This is a genomic window from Cellulomonas sp. WB94 (genome assembly GCF_003115775.1).
Lineage (GTDB): Bacteria > Actinomycetota > Actinomycetes > Actinomycetales > Cellulomonadaceae > Cellulomonas_A.
The window spans coordinates 33,427-48,238 of the sequence record NZ_QEES01000004.1 but is presented as its reverse complement, the minus strand read 5'-3'; the positions used below and the strand labels follow the sequence as shown (position 1 = coordinate 48,238).

The following is a 14,812-nucleotide window of genomic DNA, read 5'->3' as shown; positions in this document are numbered from 1 at the left end:
ATCGGGGCGTGAACGTTCCCCCTGCCCGCACAGCGCTGCCCCTGCGCGACGAGCTCGTCGGCATCGAGCCCTACGGCGCACCCCAGCTCGACGCGCCGTACGTGCTCAACGTCAACGAGAACCCGTACGCGCCGAGCCCCGAGGTCGTCGCGGACATCGCCCGTGACGTCGCGGCGGCGGCCGCCGGACTCAACCGCTACCCCGACCGGGACTTCCTCGCGCTGCGCCAGGACCTGGCGGCCTACCTGCGGGTCGAGTCGGGCGTCGAGCTGGAGCCCGGGCAGCTGTGGGCGGCGAACGGCTCGAACGAGGTCATGCTGCACCTGCTGCAGGCGTTCGGCGGCCCCGGGCGGACCGCGCTGTCCTTCGCCCCGACGTACTCGATGTACCCCGAGTACGCACGCGACACCTTCACCGGGTGGGTCGCCGGGCGCCGCGACGAGAACTTCGGCCTCGACCCGGACGTCGCGCGCGCGACGATCGCCGAGCTGGCGCCGACGGTCGTGCTGCTCGCGAGCCCGAACAACCCGACCGGCACCGCGCTGCCGCTCGCCACGGTGAACGTCGTGCTCGACGCCGCGGCGGCCGTCCCCGGCGGGTGCGTCGTGGTCGTCGACGAGGCGTACGGGGAGTTCCGCCGCGCCGGCACCCCCTCGGCCCTCGAGCTGCTCGCGGACCACCCGCACCTCGCGGTGAGCCGCACGATGTCCAAGGCCTTCGGCCTCGCCGGGGCCCGGGTCGGCTACCTCGCCGCTGCGCCCGCGCTCGTCGACGCGCTGCGAGTCGTCCGGCTGCCGTACCACCTGTCGGCCGTCACGCAGGCCGTCGCCCGTGCCGCGCTGCGCCACGCCCCCGCGCTGATGGCCCAGATCGGCTCGCTGCGGGCCGAGCGGGACGCACTCGTGGGATGGCTCCGGGAGCGCGGCCTGCGGGTCGCCGACTCCGACGCGAACTTCGTGCTCTTCGGGATGTTCGACGACCGGCACGGGATCTGGCAGGGTCTGCTCGACCGGGGGGTCCTCATCCGAGAGACCGGCCCGGACGGATGGCTGCGCGTGTCGGTCGGCACGCCGCAGGAGACGGCGGCGTTCAAGGACGCCCTGGTGGAGGTGGCAGGGCTGTGACCACAGGCACGCGGACCGCGCGCATCGAGCGGACGACGAGCGAGTCGAGCGTCCTCGTCGAGCTCGACCTCGACGGGACCGGGATCACCGACATCTCCACGACCGTCGGCTTCTACGACCACATGCTGACGGCGTTCGGCAAGCACTCCCTCATCGACCTCACGGTCCGGGCGACCGGCGACACGCACATCGACGTGCACCACACGGTCGAGGACGTCGCCATCGCGATCGGTGAGGCGCTGCGCCAGGCGCTCGGCGACAAGAAGGGCATCTCGCGGTTCGGCGACGCGCTCGTGCCGCTCGACGAGGCGCTCGCCCAGGCCGTCGTCGACGTGTCGGGCCGGCCGTACCTCGTCCACTCGGGCGAGCCCGCGGGTCAGGAGCACCACCTCATCGGTGGGCACTTCACCGGGTCGCTGACCCGTCACGTCTTCGAGTCCATCGCGTACCACGCCGGCATCTGCCTCCACGTGCGCGTGCTCGCGGGCCGCGACCCGCACCACATCGTCGAGGCGCAGTTCAAGGCGCTGGCGCGCGCCCTGCGGAGCGCGGTCGAGCTCGACCCTCGCGTCCAGGGGATCCCGAGCACCAAGGGCACGCTGTGAGCGGGGGCCAGGACGGTTCGCTGCCGGACGACGCGCGCCCGGACGACCCGGCTCGGGCGGCCGACGGCCTCCCGGTCGACCTGACGATCCCGGACGACCTGTCCTCGCTCACCGAGTCGGCCGACGACCCGGTGACGGTGGCGCTCGTCGTCACGCAGGTCGCCGCGGCGGGTCCGCTGGCTGCAGCGTGCTCGCTGGCAACCGTCGACGTCGACGTCGTGCCGTCACCGGTGGGCGCCCTCGCCCTCCTGCGCGACCCGCGCACGGCCGCCGCCGGCGCAGCGGCGATCTCGAAGCTGCTCAAGGCCGTCCCGGTCGTGCTGCTGGAGCGGCGAGCGAGCCAGATCACCGCGACCCGGTGGACGGCCGGAGAGCAGGGGGACGAGCTTCCCGCCGGTCTCGTGCTGTCAGACGCGCCCGCGGTCCTCGAGGACCTGCTGCTCGGCGGCGTGAGCGTCGGCGACCTCGACGGTGTCGTCACCAGCGTCGGCCTGTCCCGCTGGAAGGCGATGCGGATGCTCGCGTCGTCGACCCGCGGGCGCCGGTAGCCTGGACCCGTGCCCAGCCAGCCCCGCGTCGTCGTCCTCGACTACGGCTTCGGCAACGTCCGGTCGGCGGTCAGAGCCCTCGAGCGGGTCGGCGCGGCCGTCGAGCTGACGGCCGACGCACAGGCCGCGGCCGAGGCCGACGGTCTCGTCGTGCCGGGCGTCGGTGCGTTCGCCGCGGTGATGTCCGGGCTGCGCGCCGTGCGCGGGGACCAGATCATCGACCGTCGGCTCGCCGGCGGCCGGCCCGTCCTCGGCATCTGCGTCGGCATGCAGGTGATGTTCGCCGCCGGTGACGAGCACGGAGTGCACACCGAGGGCCTGGGGGAGTGGCCCGGTCTCGTCGACCGGCTCGAGGCGCCCGTCGTGCCGCACATGGGCTGGGCGACCGTGGCCGCGGCCGACGGCTCGGCGCTCTTCGCGGGGGTCGAGGACCAGCGCTTCTACTTCGTGCACTCCTACGCGGCCCGCTCGTTCCCGTTGTCCGAGACGGTCGACCGGGAACGCTTCGCGGCTCCGTTGGTGACGTGGGCCGACCACGGCGGTCCGTTCGTCGCGGCGGTCGAGAACGGCCCGCTCGCAGCGACCCAGTTCCACCCCGAGAAGTCCGGCGACGCCGGCGCCCAGCTCCTGACCAACTGGGTGGCGTCGTTGCGCTGACGACGCTGCGTCGCAGCTGCACGATGCACGTCCGCCACCCCGCACGACCACATCCAGAACGACCCGACCACCACAGATCGGCGCAGGGCCCGTTCGTGGCTCGCGCCAGCGGCGACGACCCCCCGTCGCCCGGAGAGAGGACGCCATGACCGACCGCCTCGAGCTGCTGCCCGCCGTCGACGTCGCCGGTGGGCAGGCCGTCCGCCTCGTCCAGGGCGAGGCCGGGTCGGAGACCGGGTACGGCGACCCGCTCGCCGCAGCCCTCGACTGGCAGCTCGGCGGGGCCGAGTGGATCCACCTCGTCGACCTCGACGCGGCGTTCGGTCGCGGTTCGAACGCGCCGCTCCTCGCGGAGGTGGCAGCCGAGCTCGCGGGCAAGGGCGTCAAGGTCGAGCTGTCGGGCGGCATCCGCGACGACGCGTCGCTCGAGCGTGCGCTCGCGACCGGCGCCACGCGCGTCAACCTGGGGACCGCCGCGCTCGAGGACCCGGAGTGGACGGCCAGGGTGATCGCGAGCCACGGCGACGCGATCGCGGTCGGGCTCGACGTGCGGGGGACGACGCTCGCCGCGCGCGGCTGGACGCAGGAGGGCGGGGACCTCTGGGAGGTGCTGGCCCGCCTCGACGAGGCCGGCTGCGCTCGCTACGTCGTCACCGACGTGACCAAGGACGGCACGCTGCGCGGACCGAACCTGGACCTGCTGCGCGAGGTGTGCGCCCGGACGCAGGCGCCGGTCGTCGCGTCGGGAGGCATCTCGAGCCTCGCCGACCTCGAGGCGCTGCGCACCCTCGTGCCGCTGGGCGTCGAGGGTGCGATCGTCGGCAAGGCCCTCTACGCGGGTGCGTTCACCCTCCCGCAGGCCCTGGACGTCGCCGGGCGGCCGTGAGCGTGGCGGGTCGCGAGCTTCCGGCGTCGTCGCCGTTCGCGGGCGACGACGGTTCGTGCGACCCGCGGCTCGGCGCCGCCCTCGAGGCGTACGGCCGGGGCGACGGCACCCTGGCCCAGGTCGTGACGGCGCTCGCGGGCACCCGCGTCCTCGTGCCCGTCCTGGCCGAGCTGGAGACGGCCGACGTCGTCGAGGTGGGTGGGCATCGGCACACGATCGACAAGGAGGCGTCGGCGGGGATCGTCGCGCTCCGAGCCCCCGACGGCCGGACGGCGCTGCCCGTGTTCTCGTCGGTCGCGAGCATGACCGCCTGGCGGGCTGAGGCACGACCTGTCCCGTCCGCCGTGGCCCGGGCGGCGCTGTCCGCCGTCACCGAGCAGTGGGAGCTGATCGTCCTCGACCCGGGCGGCCCGACGACCGTGCTCGTCCCGCGGCCCGCCGTCTGGGCGCTGGCGCAGCAGCAGGAGTGGCAGCCCGCGGTCATCAGGACCGGCGGCACCGACGCGGTCGACCCCCGGGTCCGGTCGGCGATCGGTCGTGCGGTCGGCGCCGTGGCCGAGGTGCTCGCCGCGGACGCGGTCCCGGGTCGACGCGCCGAGGTCGCCGTCGTGCTGACGCTCACCCCGGGGCTGGACCGCGCGCGGCTCGACGACGTCCTCGCGCGCGTCAATGCGGCCCTCGCGGCGGACGAGACGGTCGCCGAAGCCGTCGACTCCCTCGAGCTGCGGCTGCTCGCAGGACCCTGACCGGCTCGGTCAGCGACGCCGGCGCAGCACGTGCGCGACGGCGAGGACGACCAGAGCGCCCAGGACCTGACCGCCGAGGATCACGCGGTTGACGTCGATCGCAGGGCGCCAGTGCACCCCCTGGGAGTCGACGACGTAGACCCCGACAGCCCGGACGTGGACGCCGAACCCGCTACCACCGCCCGAGCCTGTCGCGGGAGTCTGCCAGGCGGCGCCGACCTCGGTGTCGCCACGCACGGTCTCGTTCGCGTCGAGCGCGTCGTCCGTCTCGTCGTGCGGCGTGAGCGGCCCCGCGCCCTGCCCACCGCCACCGCCTGAGCCGCCCATGACCTTCGCGACAGGGATGATCGTGACCCCGTCGCGCTCGAACGGTTCGCCGTACACACGCTTGACCGACAGGATGTCGCTCGCGACCCGGACGACGGTCGCCGGGTCGAACGGGACGTCTGGCATGGGAGCTCCTCACGCAGGGGGCGGACGCGTCCACTCTGGCAGAGCCGGGTGTTCCCGGGCGCGGGTTCGTTCGCGCAGCGCCTACTTGGTGCAGGACGGCGACGGCGTGAAGCCCGTCTCGTCGGCGAGCAGGGTGCGCAGAGTGCTCACCGGCAGGATGAAGCTCTGACCGGTCGTGTTCTTCGCATAGACGACACCGACGACCCGCCCGGCAGAGTCGAGCGCGGCCGACCCGGAGCTGCCCGGCTCGACTGCGGCGTCGGTGACGAGCACCTCCCCGAAGTTCTCGTTGAGCGGGTCGGTGGTCTCGCCGATGACATGCCCGCTCGTGACCGTGAGCTGCCCCCCCAGCGGGTATCCGACCACCGTCACGGCGTCCCCGGTGACCGGGTCGGCGTCGGCGAGCACGGGAGCCGCGGGCAACGGCTCCGCGGTGCGCACGATCGCCAGGTCGGCGAGCGCTGCGGTGGTGGCCGCGGTCACGGCGACGTCGCGCCCGTCGTAGGTGCTGATCTGCAGGTCCGCCGAGTCCGCGACCACATGCCGGTTGGTGAGCAGCGTCGTGGAGTCCAGGGCGAAGCCCGACCCGGTGGACAGCGACGAGCACCCGACGTTGCGGATCCGCACCGTCATCCGTCGTGCTGCGTCGAAGCCGTCCGGGGAGAGGTTCCCGGTTCCTGTCGTGGCCGGGCTCGGCACCGCGACGGACGACGGGACGACATCGGTCGGCATAGGACCCGGCATCGTCGGCAGCGAGCCGCACCCGACGACGAGCGCCAGCGTCCCCGCGGCGACGAGGCCACGCCCGACCGTCCGGAGCGGGGTCACTTCTTGAGCTCGCGCTGCAGAGCCGTGTTCGCGTCCGTGGCGGCCCCGCAGACGGTCTGGACGTCCGTGCGGAACCTGGCCAGGTCGGCCTGGTCGTACGCGCTCGGGTTCTCGAGGTACCCGATGAGCTTGTACTGGCCGTCGATGCAGCTGCTCAGCGCCGTGGCGACGTTCCCGGCGGCCGCCGAGATCCGCTGCTGGTAGTCGACGAGCTGGCGCTGGATCGCGCGGTCGTCACCGAGCTGGGCCTTCTCGTCGGCGAGCTCGATGATGCGGGCCTGCGCGGTCGCCAGCTGGTCGCGGGTCGCGGCAAGGTCGCTGGTCGTCGCCTCGAGGTCGGCGCGCGCCTGCGTCAGATCGGCCCCGGTGCTGCGAGCCACCGACTCCCACTCGGCGCTGCGGCGCTCGTACGCGCGGGTGGTCAGCAGCAGGTACGTGGCGAGGCCGAGGGTCAGCGCCAGCAGGATCGACAGCACGAGCAGGGCCCACGGCTGGCGGCGGTGGCGCGCCACGGAGGGCGCAGGCGACTCGTGGGGGATGACCGGTCCCGTGGCCGGGTCGGCAGCGGTCGGCGCTGTCGCGGGGAGCCACATCGGCAGCGTGGCTCCGACGGTGCTGAGGACGGCCGTCTCGTCCGGCTCGGGCGTGTCGTCCGCTGTGGCGGCGTGCGCATCGGGCTCAGGCACCGCCTCGTCGTCGACCGCCGGCCCTGCCTCGGCCACGGCGGCCTGCGGGACGACGGAGTCCTGATCGAGGGGCTGCGCCGCGTCGGGCTGCTCGCGCCGCGTCGGGCTGCTCGCCATCGGGCTGCGCCGCGTCGGGCTGCTCGCCATCGGGCTGCGCCGCGTCGGGCTGCTCGCCATCGGGCTGCGCCGCGTCGGGCTGCTCGCCATCGGGCTGCGCCGCGTCGGGCTGCTCGCCATCGGGCTGCACGGCGTCGAGAAGCACAGGCGCCTCAGGCTCGGCCGCCGCGTCGTCGGCCCCGAGCGGGCCGTCGGGTGCCCCGTCCGGCTCGAGCCCTGAGCCCGCGGCAGCCGGCGCACTCTCGTTCACCGGGACCGCGGGTGCGGTCTCGTCAACGGGACCAGGGCCGGCCACCCCGACGTGCGTGCCCACGTGCGGTGCGGGAGCCGGCCCGGCTAGTGGCGCCGCGAGCAGGCTGAAGCGTGCGTCGTCGGCCTCGTCGAGGGGCAGGGCAGCGCCCGGCTCGGCGGCGCGCTCGTCAGTCACGCCGGACAGAATAGGCAGTATCGGGCGCGCGGCGCTCCCGCAGGCCGAAAAGGTGGAGCGTCGGCGGGCGCGTCCGCGAGAGGATCAACGTCGTGTCCCTCGCCCCCTACGCCGACCTGCTGCGCCGTCCCGGCGTGCTCCGGCTCTTCCTCGTCGCCCTTGTCGCGCGCATCCCGCACGCCGCGACCGGTGTCGTGGTCACTCTCCACGTCGTCGGCCCGCTCGGCAAGGGCTACGCCCAGGCGGGACTCGTCGCTGCCTCGATGACGGTCGGCATGGCGATCGGCGCGCCGTGGCGGGGACGCCGGGTCGATGCGCTGGGTGTGCGCAGGGCGCTGCTGCCGTCCGTGATTGTCGAGGCGGCAGTGTGGGTCGTCGCCCCGTTCCTGGAGTACGAGGCACTGGTCGCGGTCGCGTTCGTCGCCGGGGTCTTCCTGGTGCCGGTCTTCTCGGTCGTGCGCCAGTCGCTGGGTGTCCTCGTGCCGCCCGGCGAGCAGCGCACCGCGTACGCGCTCGACTCGGTGGGCACCGAGCTGACCTTCATGCTCGCGCCCGCGATCGGGGTGCTCATCGCCACGCAGGTGTCGACGACTGCTGCCCTGGTGACGGTCGGCGTCGCGACGGTCGGGTCGGGCACGCTGCTCATGTGGTTCGACCCACCCACGCGCAGTCATCAGCTCGCTGGTGCTGCCGGCGCCGGCTCGGCCCGGTCCGCGTCCGAGGCGGTGCGCGCGGACCTCGCCGGCGCACGGGTCCTGACTCCGGCGTTGCTCGCCGTCCTGGCGACCTCGGTGGCGGCATCGCTCGTGCTGAACGGCACCGACGTGTCGATCGTCGCGTCGTTGAAGAGCTGGGACCAGGCGTCGTCGCTCGGCTGGATGATGGCGCTGTGGTCGGCGGGCTCGGTGCTCGGCGGGCTCATCTACGGTGCCGGGCGTCGCACGGTGCACCCGATGGTGCTGGCACTCACGCTGGCCGTGCTGACGGTTCCGGCAGCGTTCGTCCACTCGCCGGTGCTCCTGGCTGCCGCCGTGTTCGTCGCGGGGCTGCCGTGCGCGCCCGCGCTGTCGTCGATCACGGCCACGCTCGCGCGTCTCGTGCCCGAGGAGCGTCGGGGGGAGGCCATGGGGTGGCAGGGCACCGCGATGACGATCGGCGGCTCGCTCGGCGCGCCGTTGTGCGGCTGGATGATCGACGCCCGCGGTCCCGGTGCAGGCTTCCTCACCGCGGCCGTCGTCGGCGGTCTGCTGGCGGCGAGCGGCCTCGTCGCGCTGCGGTCCTCTCGCGACCGCGCTGTCGCGGCCGACGCCCTGGAGACCGCCGCGCTCAGCTGACCGGGCCGGTCAGCTTCTCGCCCGGTCCGTCGCCGAGAGCGTCGGGGTAGGGCGAGGCCTCCCGGAACGCGAGCTGCAGCGACCGGAGCCCGTCGCGCAACGAGCGCGCGTGCTGGTTGCCGAGGTCGGGTGCCGACGCTGTCACGAGCGCGGCGAGGGCCGTGATGAGCTTGCGGGCCTCGTCGAGGTCGAGGTAGGCGGAGCCGGGGACGCCGTCGACGTCCTCGCTCAGCCCGCACTTCACGGCGGCTGCGCTCATGAGGTGGACCGCGGCCGTCGTGATCACCTCGACTGCGGCGACGTCGGCGATGTCCCGGGTCGCGCCCGGGACCGTGCTGCTGGAGGTGTGCTGAGGCTGCTCGGACATGGCGTCGATACTCTCACCGGAACCGCGAGGACCCTGCACCGGTCGGTGCAGGGTCCTCGCGGCGCGCCCCCCGGTCAGGGCGGCGCAATGACGCAGATGCTCGTCAGGCGATCGGGACGCTCGAGGTCGCCGGCTCACCGGTCTCGATCGGGGCCGAGCCGGCGAGGTTGGTGCGCAGAGCGGCGCCGAGCCCGGCGTCCACGCTCGTCCAGTACCAGATGGCGCGCTCGCGGATCGCGGGCTCGTCACGCCGCCGACATGGCCCGTGATGGTCTGAAGGAGACTCGCCCGCGCGGCGTCGTCGAACACCGTCCGGTAGAGCGTCCCGGCCTGGCCGAAGTCGTCGTCCTCGGGGTGCAGGGTGGCGGCGGAGCGCTGGAGCGCGCCGTCGGACTCCCACCCGATCGACTCGGCGGCCCGCGACGGGTCGGCGGCAGGACCTCCGACCGAGTTCGGCGCGTACACGGGGATGCTCGGGGCGTCGAACGTGTACCGGGCTGAGCCGTCCTTGGAGTACGAGTGGACCGGCGCGGCGTGCGGCGCGTTCACGGGCAGCTGCTGGTAGTTCGTCCCGACGCGGTAGCGGTGCGCATCGGCGTACGAGAAGATCCGCGCGAGGAGCATCTTGTCGGGGCTCGCCGCGATGCCCGGCACGAAGTTGCTCGGTGCGAACGCCGCCTCCTCGATCTGGGCGAAGTAGTTCTCCGGGTTGCGGTTGAGCTCGAGCGTGCCGACCTTGATCAGCGGGTAGTCGGCGTGCGGCCACACCTTGGTCAGGTCGAACGGGTTGAAGCGGTACGTCTCGGCGTCCTCGTAGGCCATGACCTGGACCGACAGGGTCCAGGACGGGAACTCGCCGCGCTCGATCGCGTCGTGCAGGTCGCGGATGTGCACGTCCGCGTCGGATCCGGCGAGCTGGGCCGCCTCGTCGCCGGTGAAGTTCTCGATCCCCTGGTTCGTCGTGAAGTGGTACTTGACCCAGAACCGCTCGCCGGCCGCGTTGATCCACTGGTAGGTGTGGGAGCCGAACCCGTCCATGTGGCGCCACGACGCCGGGATGCCGCGGTCACCCATGAGCCACGTCACCTGGTGCGCCGACTCAGGGGACAGCGACCAGAAGTCCCACTGCATGTCGTTGTCGCGCAGGTGGCTGCCCGGCAGGCGCTTCTGCGAGTGGATGAAGTCGGGGAACTTGATGCCGTCGCGGATGAAGAACACCGGGGTGTTGTTGCCGACGAGGTCGTAGTTGCCCTCGGTCGTGTAGAACTTCGTCGCGAAACCGCGCGGGTCCCGCCAGGTGTCGGGCGAACCCTGCTCGCCGGCCACGGTCGAGAACCGGGTCAGCGTCTCGGTCACCACGCCAGGCTGGAACAGCGCCGCACGGGTGTACGCGCTGACGTCCTCGGTCGTGGTGAACGTGCCGAACGCGCCGCCGCCCTTGGCATGCACGATCCGCTCGGGGACCTTCTCGCGGTTGAACTGCGCGAGCTTCTCCACGAGGTAGGCGTCGTGCAGGACGATCGGGCCGTCGGCGCCGACGGACTGCGAGTGGGCGTCGGAGGCGACCGGCGCCCCGGAGCTGGAGGTCGTGAAGGGTGTGCTCGTCACGGAGTTCCTTTCATGCGGACCGGATCGGCCCGGTTCGGTGGGTGCCACCCGGCTGGTGAGCCGGTGGGAGTGCTGGTGGCGTCGGGCGTGGGTGGGCTCAAGGGGCGGCGCAGCGAGGACACAGGCCCCAGAACGTGACCTCGGCGGACTCGATCGTGAAGCCGGACGTCGCGCTGGGGACCAGGCACGGCGCGTGCCCGACGGCGCAGTCCACGTCCTCGATGGCGCCGCAGCGCCGGCACGCGACGTGATGGTGGTTGTCGCCGACGCGCCGCTCGTAGCGGGCGGGGTGTCCGGCGGGTTCGATCCGCCGGAGCAGCCCGGCTTCGGTGAGCGCGTGGAGCACGTCGTACACGGCCTGGACGGACACCCGGGGGAGGGTGGTGCGCACTGCCCGCAGCAGCGTGTCGGTATCGGCGTGCGCGTGGTGCCCGACGGCGTCCAGCACGGCGAGCCGGGGCGCAGTCACGCGCAGACCGAGCTCGCGGAGCGTCTGGGCGTCGGTCACGCGACAACCCCACCACACTAACTGGAGTCATTCAAGTATTCGGGCGGACGGGACGAGCGGCTCGAGGCATGGAGGGCAGGGGGCGTGTGCGGCTGGCCGGACGCAGGCGGCCGGACCCGTACCGTCTGCGTGCTAGCCTTGCTCATTGACCGACCGGTGTCGGGCTCCCGCGCATGCTCGTGTGCGCGTTCTCTGCGTGTCGCCGGTGCACAAGTGGAGCTGATCCCACCCGAGCTTCGACCGCTCGTCGGGTCGCGCAAGCGATCCGCACGACAACAGAGGCCGGGTTCCGGTCCGAGGTGCGTCACGTGCAAGTCGCGTGCGCACCGGTGGCGTGCGTGTACTCGCGCGACACCTCGGACTCGTGAGGCCCCCACCTGTGTCCAGGGCGGGGGCCTTCCTCGTACCGGGTGGTCCCTGCGACGAGTTCAAGGAGCACCCACATCACCGAGCCCCGCATCAACGATCGGATCCGCGTAGCCGAGGTCCGCCTGGTCGGCCCCAACGGCGAGCAGGTCGGCATCGTCCGCGTGGAGGACGCACTGCGCCTGGCCCAGGACGCCGACCTCGACCTCGTCGAGGTCGCCCCGGAGGCGCGCCCGCCCGTCTGCAAGATCATGGACTACGGCAAGTTCAAGTACGAAGCCGACATGAAGGCGCGCGAGGCGCGGCGCAACCAGACGAACACGGTCCTCAAGGAGATCCGTTTCCGGCTCAAGATCGACCCGCACGACTACGGCACGAAGAAGGGCCACGTCGAGCGGTTCCTCAAGGCCGGCGACAAGGTCAAGGTCATGATCATGTTCCGCGGCCGCGAGCAGTCGCGCCCCGAGATGGGCATCCGCCTTCTCCAGCGGCTCGCCGGAGACGTCGCCGAGCTCGGCTTCATCGAGAGCTCGCCGAAGCAGGACGGCCGCAACATGATCATGGTGCTGGGCCCCGTCAAGAAGAAGGCCGAGCAGAAGAGCGAGCAGCGCCGCGCCGCCCAGGTGCAGGCGCCGATCGACTTCGATCCCGACCTGTCCGCGCTGGCCGCCGAGGCGATCGCGGAGGCTTCGGCCGACGTCCCCGTCGCAGCGCCCGAGCCGGCCGTCGCAGCCGCGCCCGCTCCTGCCGTCGAGGTCCCGACCGTCGACGCCCCGGCATCGCCGGCCGAGGAGGCTCCGGTCGCGGCTCCCGTCGCGAACGCGGCCCCGCGGCCCGCAGCCGCACCGCGTCCGCCGGCTGCCCGGCCCGCTGCAGCCCGCCCGGCTGCTGCGCGACCGGCCGTCACCAGCCGACCTGCGTCGGCCTCGAGGCCGGCGACGGCGACACGGGCTCCCGCAGCTCCGCGTGCCACCGCCGCGCCGTCCGCTCCCACCGCCGAGGTGGCAGCCACGCCCGCGAGCACGACGCCCGCGAGCGCTACCACGGCGACCCCGGTCGTGGACGCCAAGCCCGCGGCAGCACGTCCCGCCGCGAAGCCGGTGCCGCGTCCGGCGCCGGCCCCTGCCAAGCCGACGGCGAAGCCTTCGTCGCCTGGCCGCACTGCCGCCTCGGTCCCCTCCGAGGACGCTCAAGCCTGACCCGCACGACGAACGAGGGGCCGCGTTCGGCCCCCCGCACGAACGAGCCGCGTGATTCTGCGCGACGCGACGAGAAGGAGACAACGGCAACCATGCCGAAGAACAAGACGCACTCCGGTGCCAAGAAGCGCTTCCGGGTGACCGGCAGCGGCAAGATCATGCGCGAGCAGGCCGGCAGCCGTCACCTCCTCGAGCACAAGTCCAGCCGCCGCACGCGGCGCCTCGCCGGTGACCTCGTCGTCTCCGCCGCTGACACCCCCCGGATCAAGAAGCTGCTCGGCAAGTGACCGGCGTGGGCGCACCCGCGCCCGGCCTCACTTGTGAGCCCCAACAGGCAAGGAGCATCACGTGGCACGCGTGAAGCGGGCAGTCAATGCCCACAAGAAGCGTCGTTCGACCCTCGACCGGGCTGCGGGTTACCGCGGCCAGCGCTCGAGGCTGTACCGCAAGGCGAAGGAGCAGGTCACCCACTCCCTCGTCTACGCCTACCGCGACCGCAAGAAGCGCAAGGGCGACTTCCGTCGGCTCTGGATCCAGCGCATCAACGCGGCGGCGCGCGAGCAGGGCATGACGTACAACCGACTCATCCAGGGCCTCAAGCTCGCGGGTGTCGAGGTCGACCGTCGCGTCCTCGCGGACATGGCCGTCAATGACGCCCCGGCGTTCAACGCGATCGTCCAGCTCGCCAAGGACGCGATGCCGGCCGACGTCAACGCGCCGTCCGCGGCCTGACTCGTCTGCCGCACCACGCAGTCTGAAGCACAGCACCTCAAGGACGCCCGGCCCATGCCCGAGCTGACCAACCCCCGCGCTGAACGGGTTGCGTCGGTCAGGGCGTTGGCCGGGCGTTCTGCGCGTTCGCGCAGCGGCCGCTACCTGGTCGAAGGGCCGCAGGGGGTCCGTGAGGCGCTCCGGTGTGCCCCCGAGCTCGTCAGGGACGTGTACGTGAGCGTCCCGACCGCCGAGCGGTACGCCGAGATCGTCTCCGACGCGGTCGCGGCCCGGGTGCGAGTGCACAGCGCCACCCCGGAGGTCCTCGACGCCATGTCGGGTGACGCGCAGGGCGTTCTCGCCGTCCTCGACGCTGCGCCGACGACGCTGGCGGCCGTGCTCGCCTCGCGCCCCCGGCTCGTGGCGGTGCTTGCGCACGTCCGCGATCCCGGGAACGCGGGGGCCGTCATCCGGGCCGCCGACGCCGCGGGCGCCGACGCCGTCCTCCTGACGGAGGCGAGCGTCGACGTGCACAACCCCAAGGTCGTTCGCTCGACCGCCGGGTCGCTGTTCCACCTCCCGGTCGTCACCGGTCTGTCGCTCGACGACGCGGTGACCGCGCTGCGGTCCTCGGGGCTTGCGATCCTCGCGGCGGACGGTGCGGGTGACCATGACCTCGACGACCTGCTGGACGTCGCCGGGCCGTCCGGGAACAACCGCCCGACGGGAGTGCCGGACCTGTCCCACCCCACGGCGTGGGTGTTCGGCAACGAGGCCTGGGGTCTGCCGGAGCAGGACAGGGCGCTGGCCGACGCCGTCGTGCGCGTCCCGATTCGCGGCCGGGCCGAGTCCCTGAACCTCGCGACAGCGGCGACCGTCTGCCTGTATGCGAGCGCCCGCGCGCAGCGGTGAGGTGCCGGCTGGGAGACTGGTCGCATGCGTCTCTTCGTCGCCGTCCGGCCGCCGGAGCCGGTCCTGATCCACCTGGATCTCGCGCTGCGAACGGTGGCAGCGGCGGTCGACACCGGTGATCGGTCGTCTCCGGTGCGGTGGACCGAGGTCGAGAACCGGCACCTGACGGTGGCGTTCTTCGGGGACGTCGCCGACTCGCTCGTCGGCGAGCTGGGCGACGCGGTCGCCGCAGCCGTGGCCGAGGCCCATCCCTTCGAGCTGCACCTGCGGGGTGCCGGGGTGTTCGCGCACCGCACGTTGTGGGTCGGCGTGGGCGGGGACGTGGTGGCGATGCGGCAGCTGTCGGACGCCGTCGGTCGTGCGGGCTCCGACCTGGTGGCGCGGTCGGACGACAGGGTCCGCTCGCGACCCCACCTCACGGTCGGTCGGGTCGACCCGTCGATCCGCCGGTCGCGATCGCGGTGGACCGGGCAGGCGCAGGCCGAGGACCCAGCCGAGGCGCTCGTGCGGGCGCTCGCCGTGTACGAGGGCCCGAGCTGGCTGGTCGAGGACGTGCTCTTGCTGGCGTCGCAGCCTGGTGCGGGACGCGGCGGGGGACCGCTCTACTCGACCGTGCGCACACACACCTTTCGTGCGATGTGACGGGCCCGCACACCGTCGACGCGAGAACCCCAGCGGCGCGCGCCAGTAGACTCCCGTGCTGGCCGGTGCCTCGTCGGACCGGCCGGCA

Annotated in this window: 17 protein-coding genes and 2 pseudogenes; 12 read left to right on the top strand and 7 right to left on the bottom strand. The window is 73.1% G+C overall.

The features are described 5' to 3' along the window. Positions 1 to 8: 8 nt before the first annotated feature. The 6 genes from DDP54_RS14870 to DDP54_RS14845 all read left to right on the top strand — a co-directional run bounded on the left by DDP54_RS14870 (position 9) and on the right by DDP54_RS14845 (position 4,566). On the top strand, positions 9 to 1,124 hold the full coding sequence (locus DDP54_RS14870) for a histidinol-phosphate transaminase (RefSeq protein ID WP_109132786.1): 1,116 nt from the start codon (positions 9 to 11) through the stop codon (positions 1,122 to 1,124). Then, complete coding sequence (hisB, locus tag DDP54_RS14865) at positions 1,121 to 1,729, top strand: imidazoleglycerol-phosphate dehydratase HisB (protein ID WP_242448506.1); 609 nt, start codon at positions 1,121 to 1,123, stop codon at positions 1,727 to 1,729. Before DDP54_RS14870 ends, hisB begins: the two co-directional genes overlap by 4 nt. Next, a complete protein-coding gene (locus DDP54_RS14860; protein ID WP_242448505.1) occupies positions 1,726 to 2,277 on the top strand; it encodes a hypothetical protein in 552 nt (183 codons plus the stop codon). The genes hisB and DDP54_RS14860 overlap by 4 nt, the downstream gene beginning before the upstream one ends. Positions 2,278 to 2,286: 9 nt before the next feature. Then, positions 2,287 to 2,934 (top strand): imidazole glycerol phosphate synthase subunit HisH, encoded by a 648-nt coding sequence (gene hisH, locus DDP54_RS14855; RefSeq protein WP_109132784.1) that lies wholly within the window; start codon positions 2,287 to 2,289, stop codon positions 2,932 to 2,934. Between the two features lie 145 nt (positions 2,935 to 3,079). Continuing rightward, positions 3,080 to 3,820, top strand: a complete 741-nt coding sequence (gene priA, locus DDP54_RS14850) for a bifunctional 1-(5-phosphoribosyl)-5-((5-phosphoribosylamino)methylideneamino)imidazole-4-carboxamide isomerase/phosphoribosylanthranilate isomerase PriA (protein WP_109132783.1) — start codon at positions 3,080 to 3,082, stop codon at positions 3,818 to 3,820. A gap of 2 nt (positions 3,821 to 3,822) precedes the next feature. After that, positions 3,823 to 4,566: an SseB family protein gene (locus DDP54_RS14845; protein WP_109132782.1), complete on the top strand. Its 744-nt coding sequence runs from the start codon at positions 3,823 to 3,825 to the stop codon at positions 4,564 to 4,566. 9 nt (positions 4,567 to 4,575) lie between these two features. On the opposite strand, the gene DDP54_RS14840 is transcribed toward DDP54_RS14845, so the two are convergent. From DDP54_RS14840 to DDP54_RS14825, 4 genes are all read right to left on the bottom strand, one after another. Further along, complete coding sequence (locus DDP54_RS14840; RefSeq protein WP_109132781.1) at positions 4,576 to 5,019, bottom strand: spore germination protein GerW family protein; 444 nt, start codon at positions 5,017 to 5,019, stop codon at positions 4,576 to 4,578. Positions 5,020 to 5,100: 81 nt separating this feature from the next. Further along, positions 5,101 to 5,847, bottom strand: a complete 747-nt coding sequence (locus tag DDP54_RS14835; RefSeq protein ID WP_242448504.1) for a serine protease — start codon at positions 5,845 to 5,847, stop codon at positions 5,101 to 5,103. Next, on the bottom strand, positions 5,844 to 6,533 hold the full coding sequence (locus DDP54_RS14830; RefSeq protein ID WP_242448503.1) for a hypothetical protein: 690 nt from the start codon (positions 6,531 to 6,533) through the stop codon (positions 5,844 to 5,846). The genes DDP54_RS14835 and DDP54_RS14830 overlap by 4 nt, the downstream gene beginning before the upstream one ends. Next, positions 6,526 to 7,077, bottom strand: coding sequence for a hypothetical protein (locus tag DDP54_RS14825; protein WP_109132780.1), 552 nt, complete (start codon positions 7,075 to 7,077; stop codon positions 6,526 to 6,528). The genes DDP54_RS14830 and DDP54_RS14825 overlap by 8 nt, the downstream gene beginning before the upstream one ends. A gap of 92 nt (positions 7,078 to 7,169) precedes the next feature. Between DDP54_RS14825 and DDP54_RS14820 the strand changes: the two genes are divergently transcribed. After that, positions 7,170 to 8,411, top strand: coding sequence for an MFS transporter (locus DDP54_RS14820; RefSeq protein ID WP_242448502.1), 1,242 nt, complete (start codon positions 7,170 to 7,172; stop codon positions 8,409 to 8,411). Here DDP54_RS14820 and DDP54_RS14815 read toward each other — a convergent pair. The 3 genes and pseudogenes from DDP54_RS14815 to DDP54_RS14805 all read right to left on the bottom strand — a co-directional run bounded on the left by DDP54_RS14815 (position 8,404) and on the right by DDP54_RS14805 (position 10,894). After that, positions 8,404 to 8,778, bottom strand: coding sequence for a DUF1844 domain-containing protein (locus tag DDP54_RS14815; RefSeq protein ID WP_109132778.1), 375 nt, complete (start codon positions 8,776 to 8,778; stop codon positions 8,404 to 8,406). The genes DDP54_RS14820 and DDP54_RS14815 overlap by 8 nt on opposite strands. 103 nt (positions 8,779 to 8,881) lie before the next feature. Beyond that, positions 8,882 to 10,386, bottom strand: a pseudogene (locus tag DDP54_RS14810) (catalase). Between the two features lie 97 nt (positions 10,387 to 10,483). After that, positions 10,484 to 10,894, bottom strand: coding sequence for a Fur family transcriptional regulator (locus DDP54_RS14805; protein ID WP_109132777.1), 411 nt, complete (start codon positions 10,892 to 10,894; stop codon positions 10,484 to 10,486). 443 nt (positions 10,895 to 11,337) lie between these two features. On the opposite strand from DDP54_RS14805, the pseudogene infC reads away from it, so the two are divergent. The 5 genes and pseudogenes from infC to thpR all read left to right on the top strand — a co-directional run. After that, a pseudogene (gene infC, locus DDP54_RS18715) lies at positions 11,338 to 11,874 on the top strand (translation initiation factor IF-3); the annotation flags it as partial. A 677-nt stretch (positions 11,875 to 12,551) separates the two neighbouring features. Continuing rightward, a complete protein-coding gene (gene rpmI, locus DDP54_RS14795; RefSeq protein WP_109132776.1) occupies positions 12,552 to 12,746 on the top strand; it encodes a 50S ribosomal protein L35 in 195 nt (64 codons plus the stop codon). 61 nt (positions 12,747 to 12,807) lie between these two features. Beyond that, entirely contained in the window at positions 12,808 to 13,191 is a 384-nt protein-coding gene (rplT, locus tag DDP54_RS14790) for a 50S ribosomal protein L20 (protein ID WP_109132775.1), read from the top strand. A 54-nt stretch (positions 13,192 to 13,245) separates the two neighbouring features. Then, positions 13,246 to 14,082: an RNA methyltransferase gene (locus DDP54_RS14785; protein WP_109132774.1), complete on the top strand. Its 837-nt coding sequence runs from the start codon at positions 13,246 to 13,248 to the stop codon at positions 14,080 to 14,082. Between the two features lie 24 nt (positions 14,083 to 14,106). Beyond that, positions 14,107 to 14,724 carry an RNA 2',3'-cyclic phosphodiesterase gene (thpR, locus tag DDP54_RS14780; protein ID WP_109132773.1) on the top strand — a complete coding sequence of 206 codons (618 nt, stop codon included), beginning with the start codon at positions 14,107 to 14,109 and terminating at the stop codon, positions 14,722 to 14,724. Positions 14,725 to 14,812 lie beyond the last annotated feature (88 nt).

Bases quoted from the DNA above. Each gene is read 5' to 3' on its own strand.
- priA (WP_109132783.1), top strand. From the start codon at position 3,080: ATGACCGACCGCCTCGAGCTGCTGCCCGCCGTCGACGTCGCCGGTGGG.
- DDP54_RS14840 (WP_109132781.1), bottom strand. From the start codon at position 5,019: ATGCCAGACGTCCCGTTCGACCCGGCGACCGTCGTCCGGGTCGCGAGC.
- DDP54_RS14815 (WP_109132778.1), bottom strand. From the start codon at position 8,778: ATGTCCGAGCAGCCTCAGCACACCTCCAGCAGCACGGTCCCGGGCGCG.
- rpmI (WP_109132776.1), top strand. From the start codon at position 12,552: ATGCCGAAGAACAAGACGCACTCCGGTGCCAAGAAGCGCTTCCGGGTG.
- DDP54_RS14785 (WP_109132774.1), top strand. From the start codon at position 13,246: ATGCCCGAGCTGACCAACCCCCGCGCTGAACGGGTTGCGTCGGTCAGG.
- thpR (WP_109132773.1), top strand. From the start codon at position 14,107: ATGCGTCTCTTCGTCGCCGTCCGGCCGCCGGAGCCGGTCCTGATCCAC.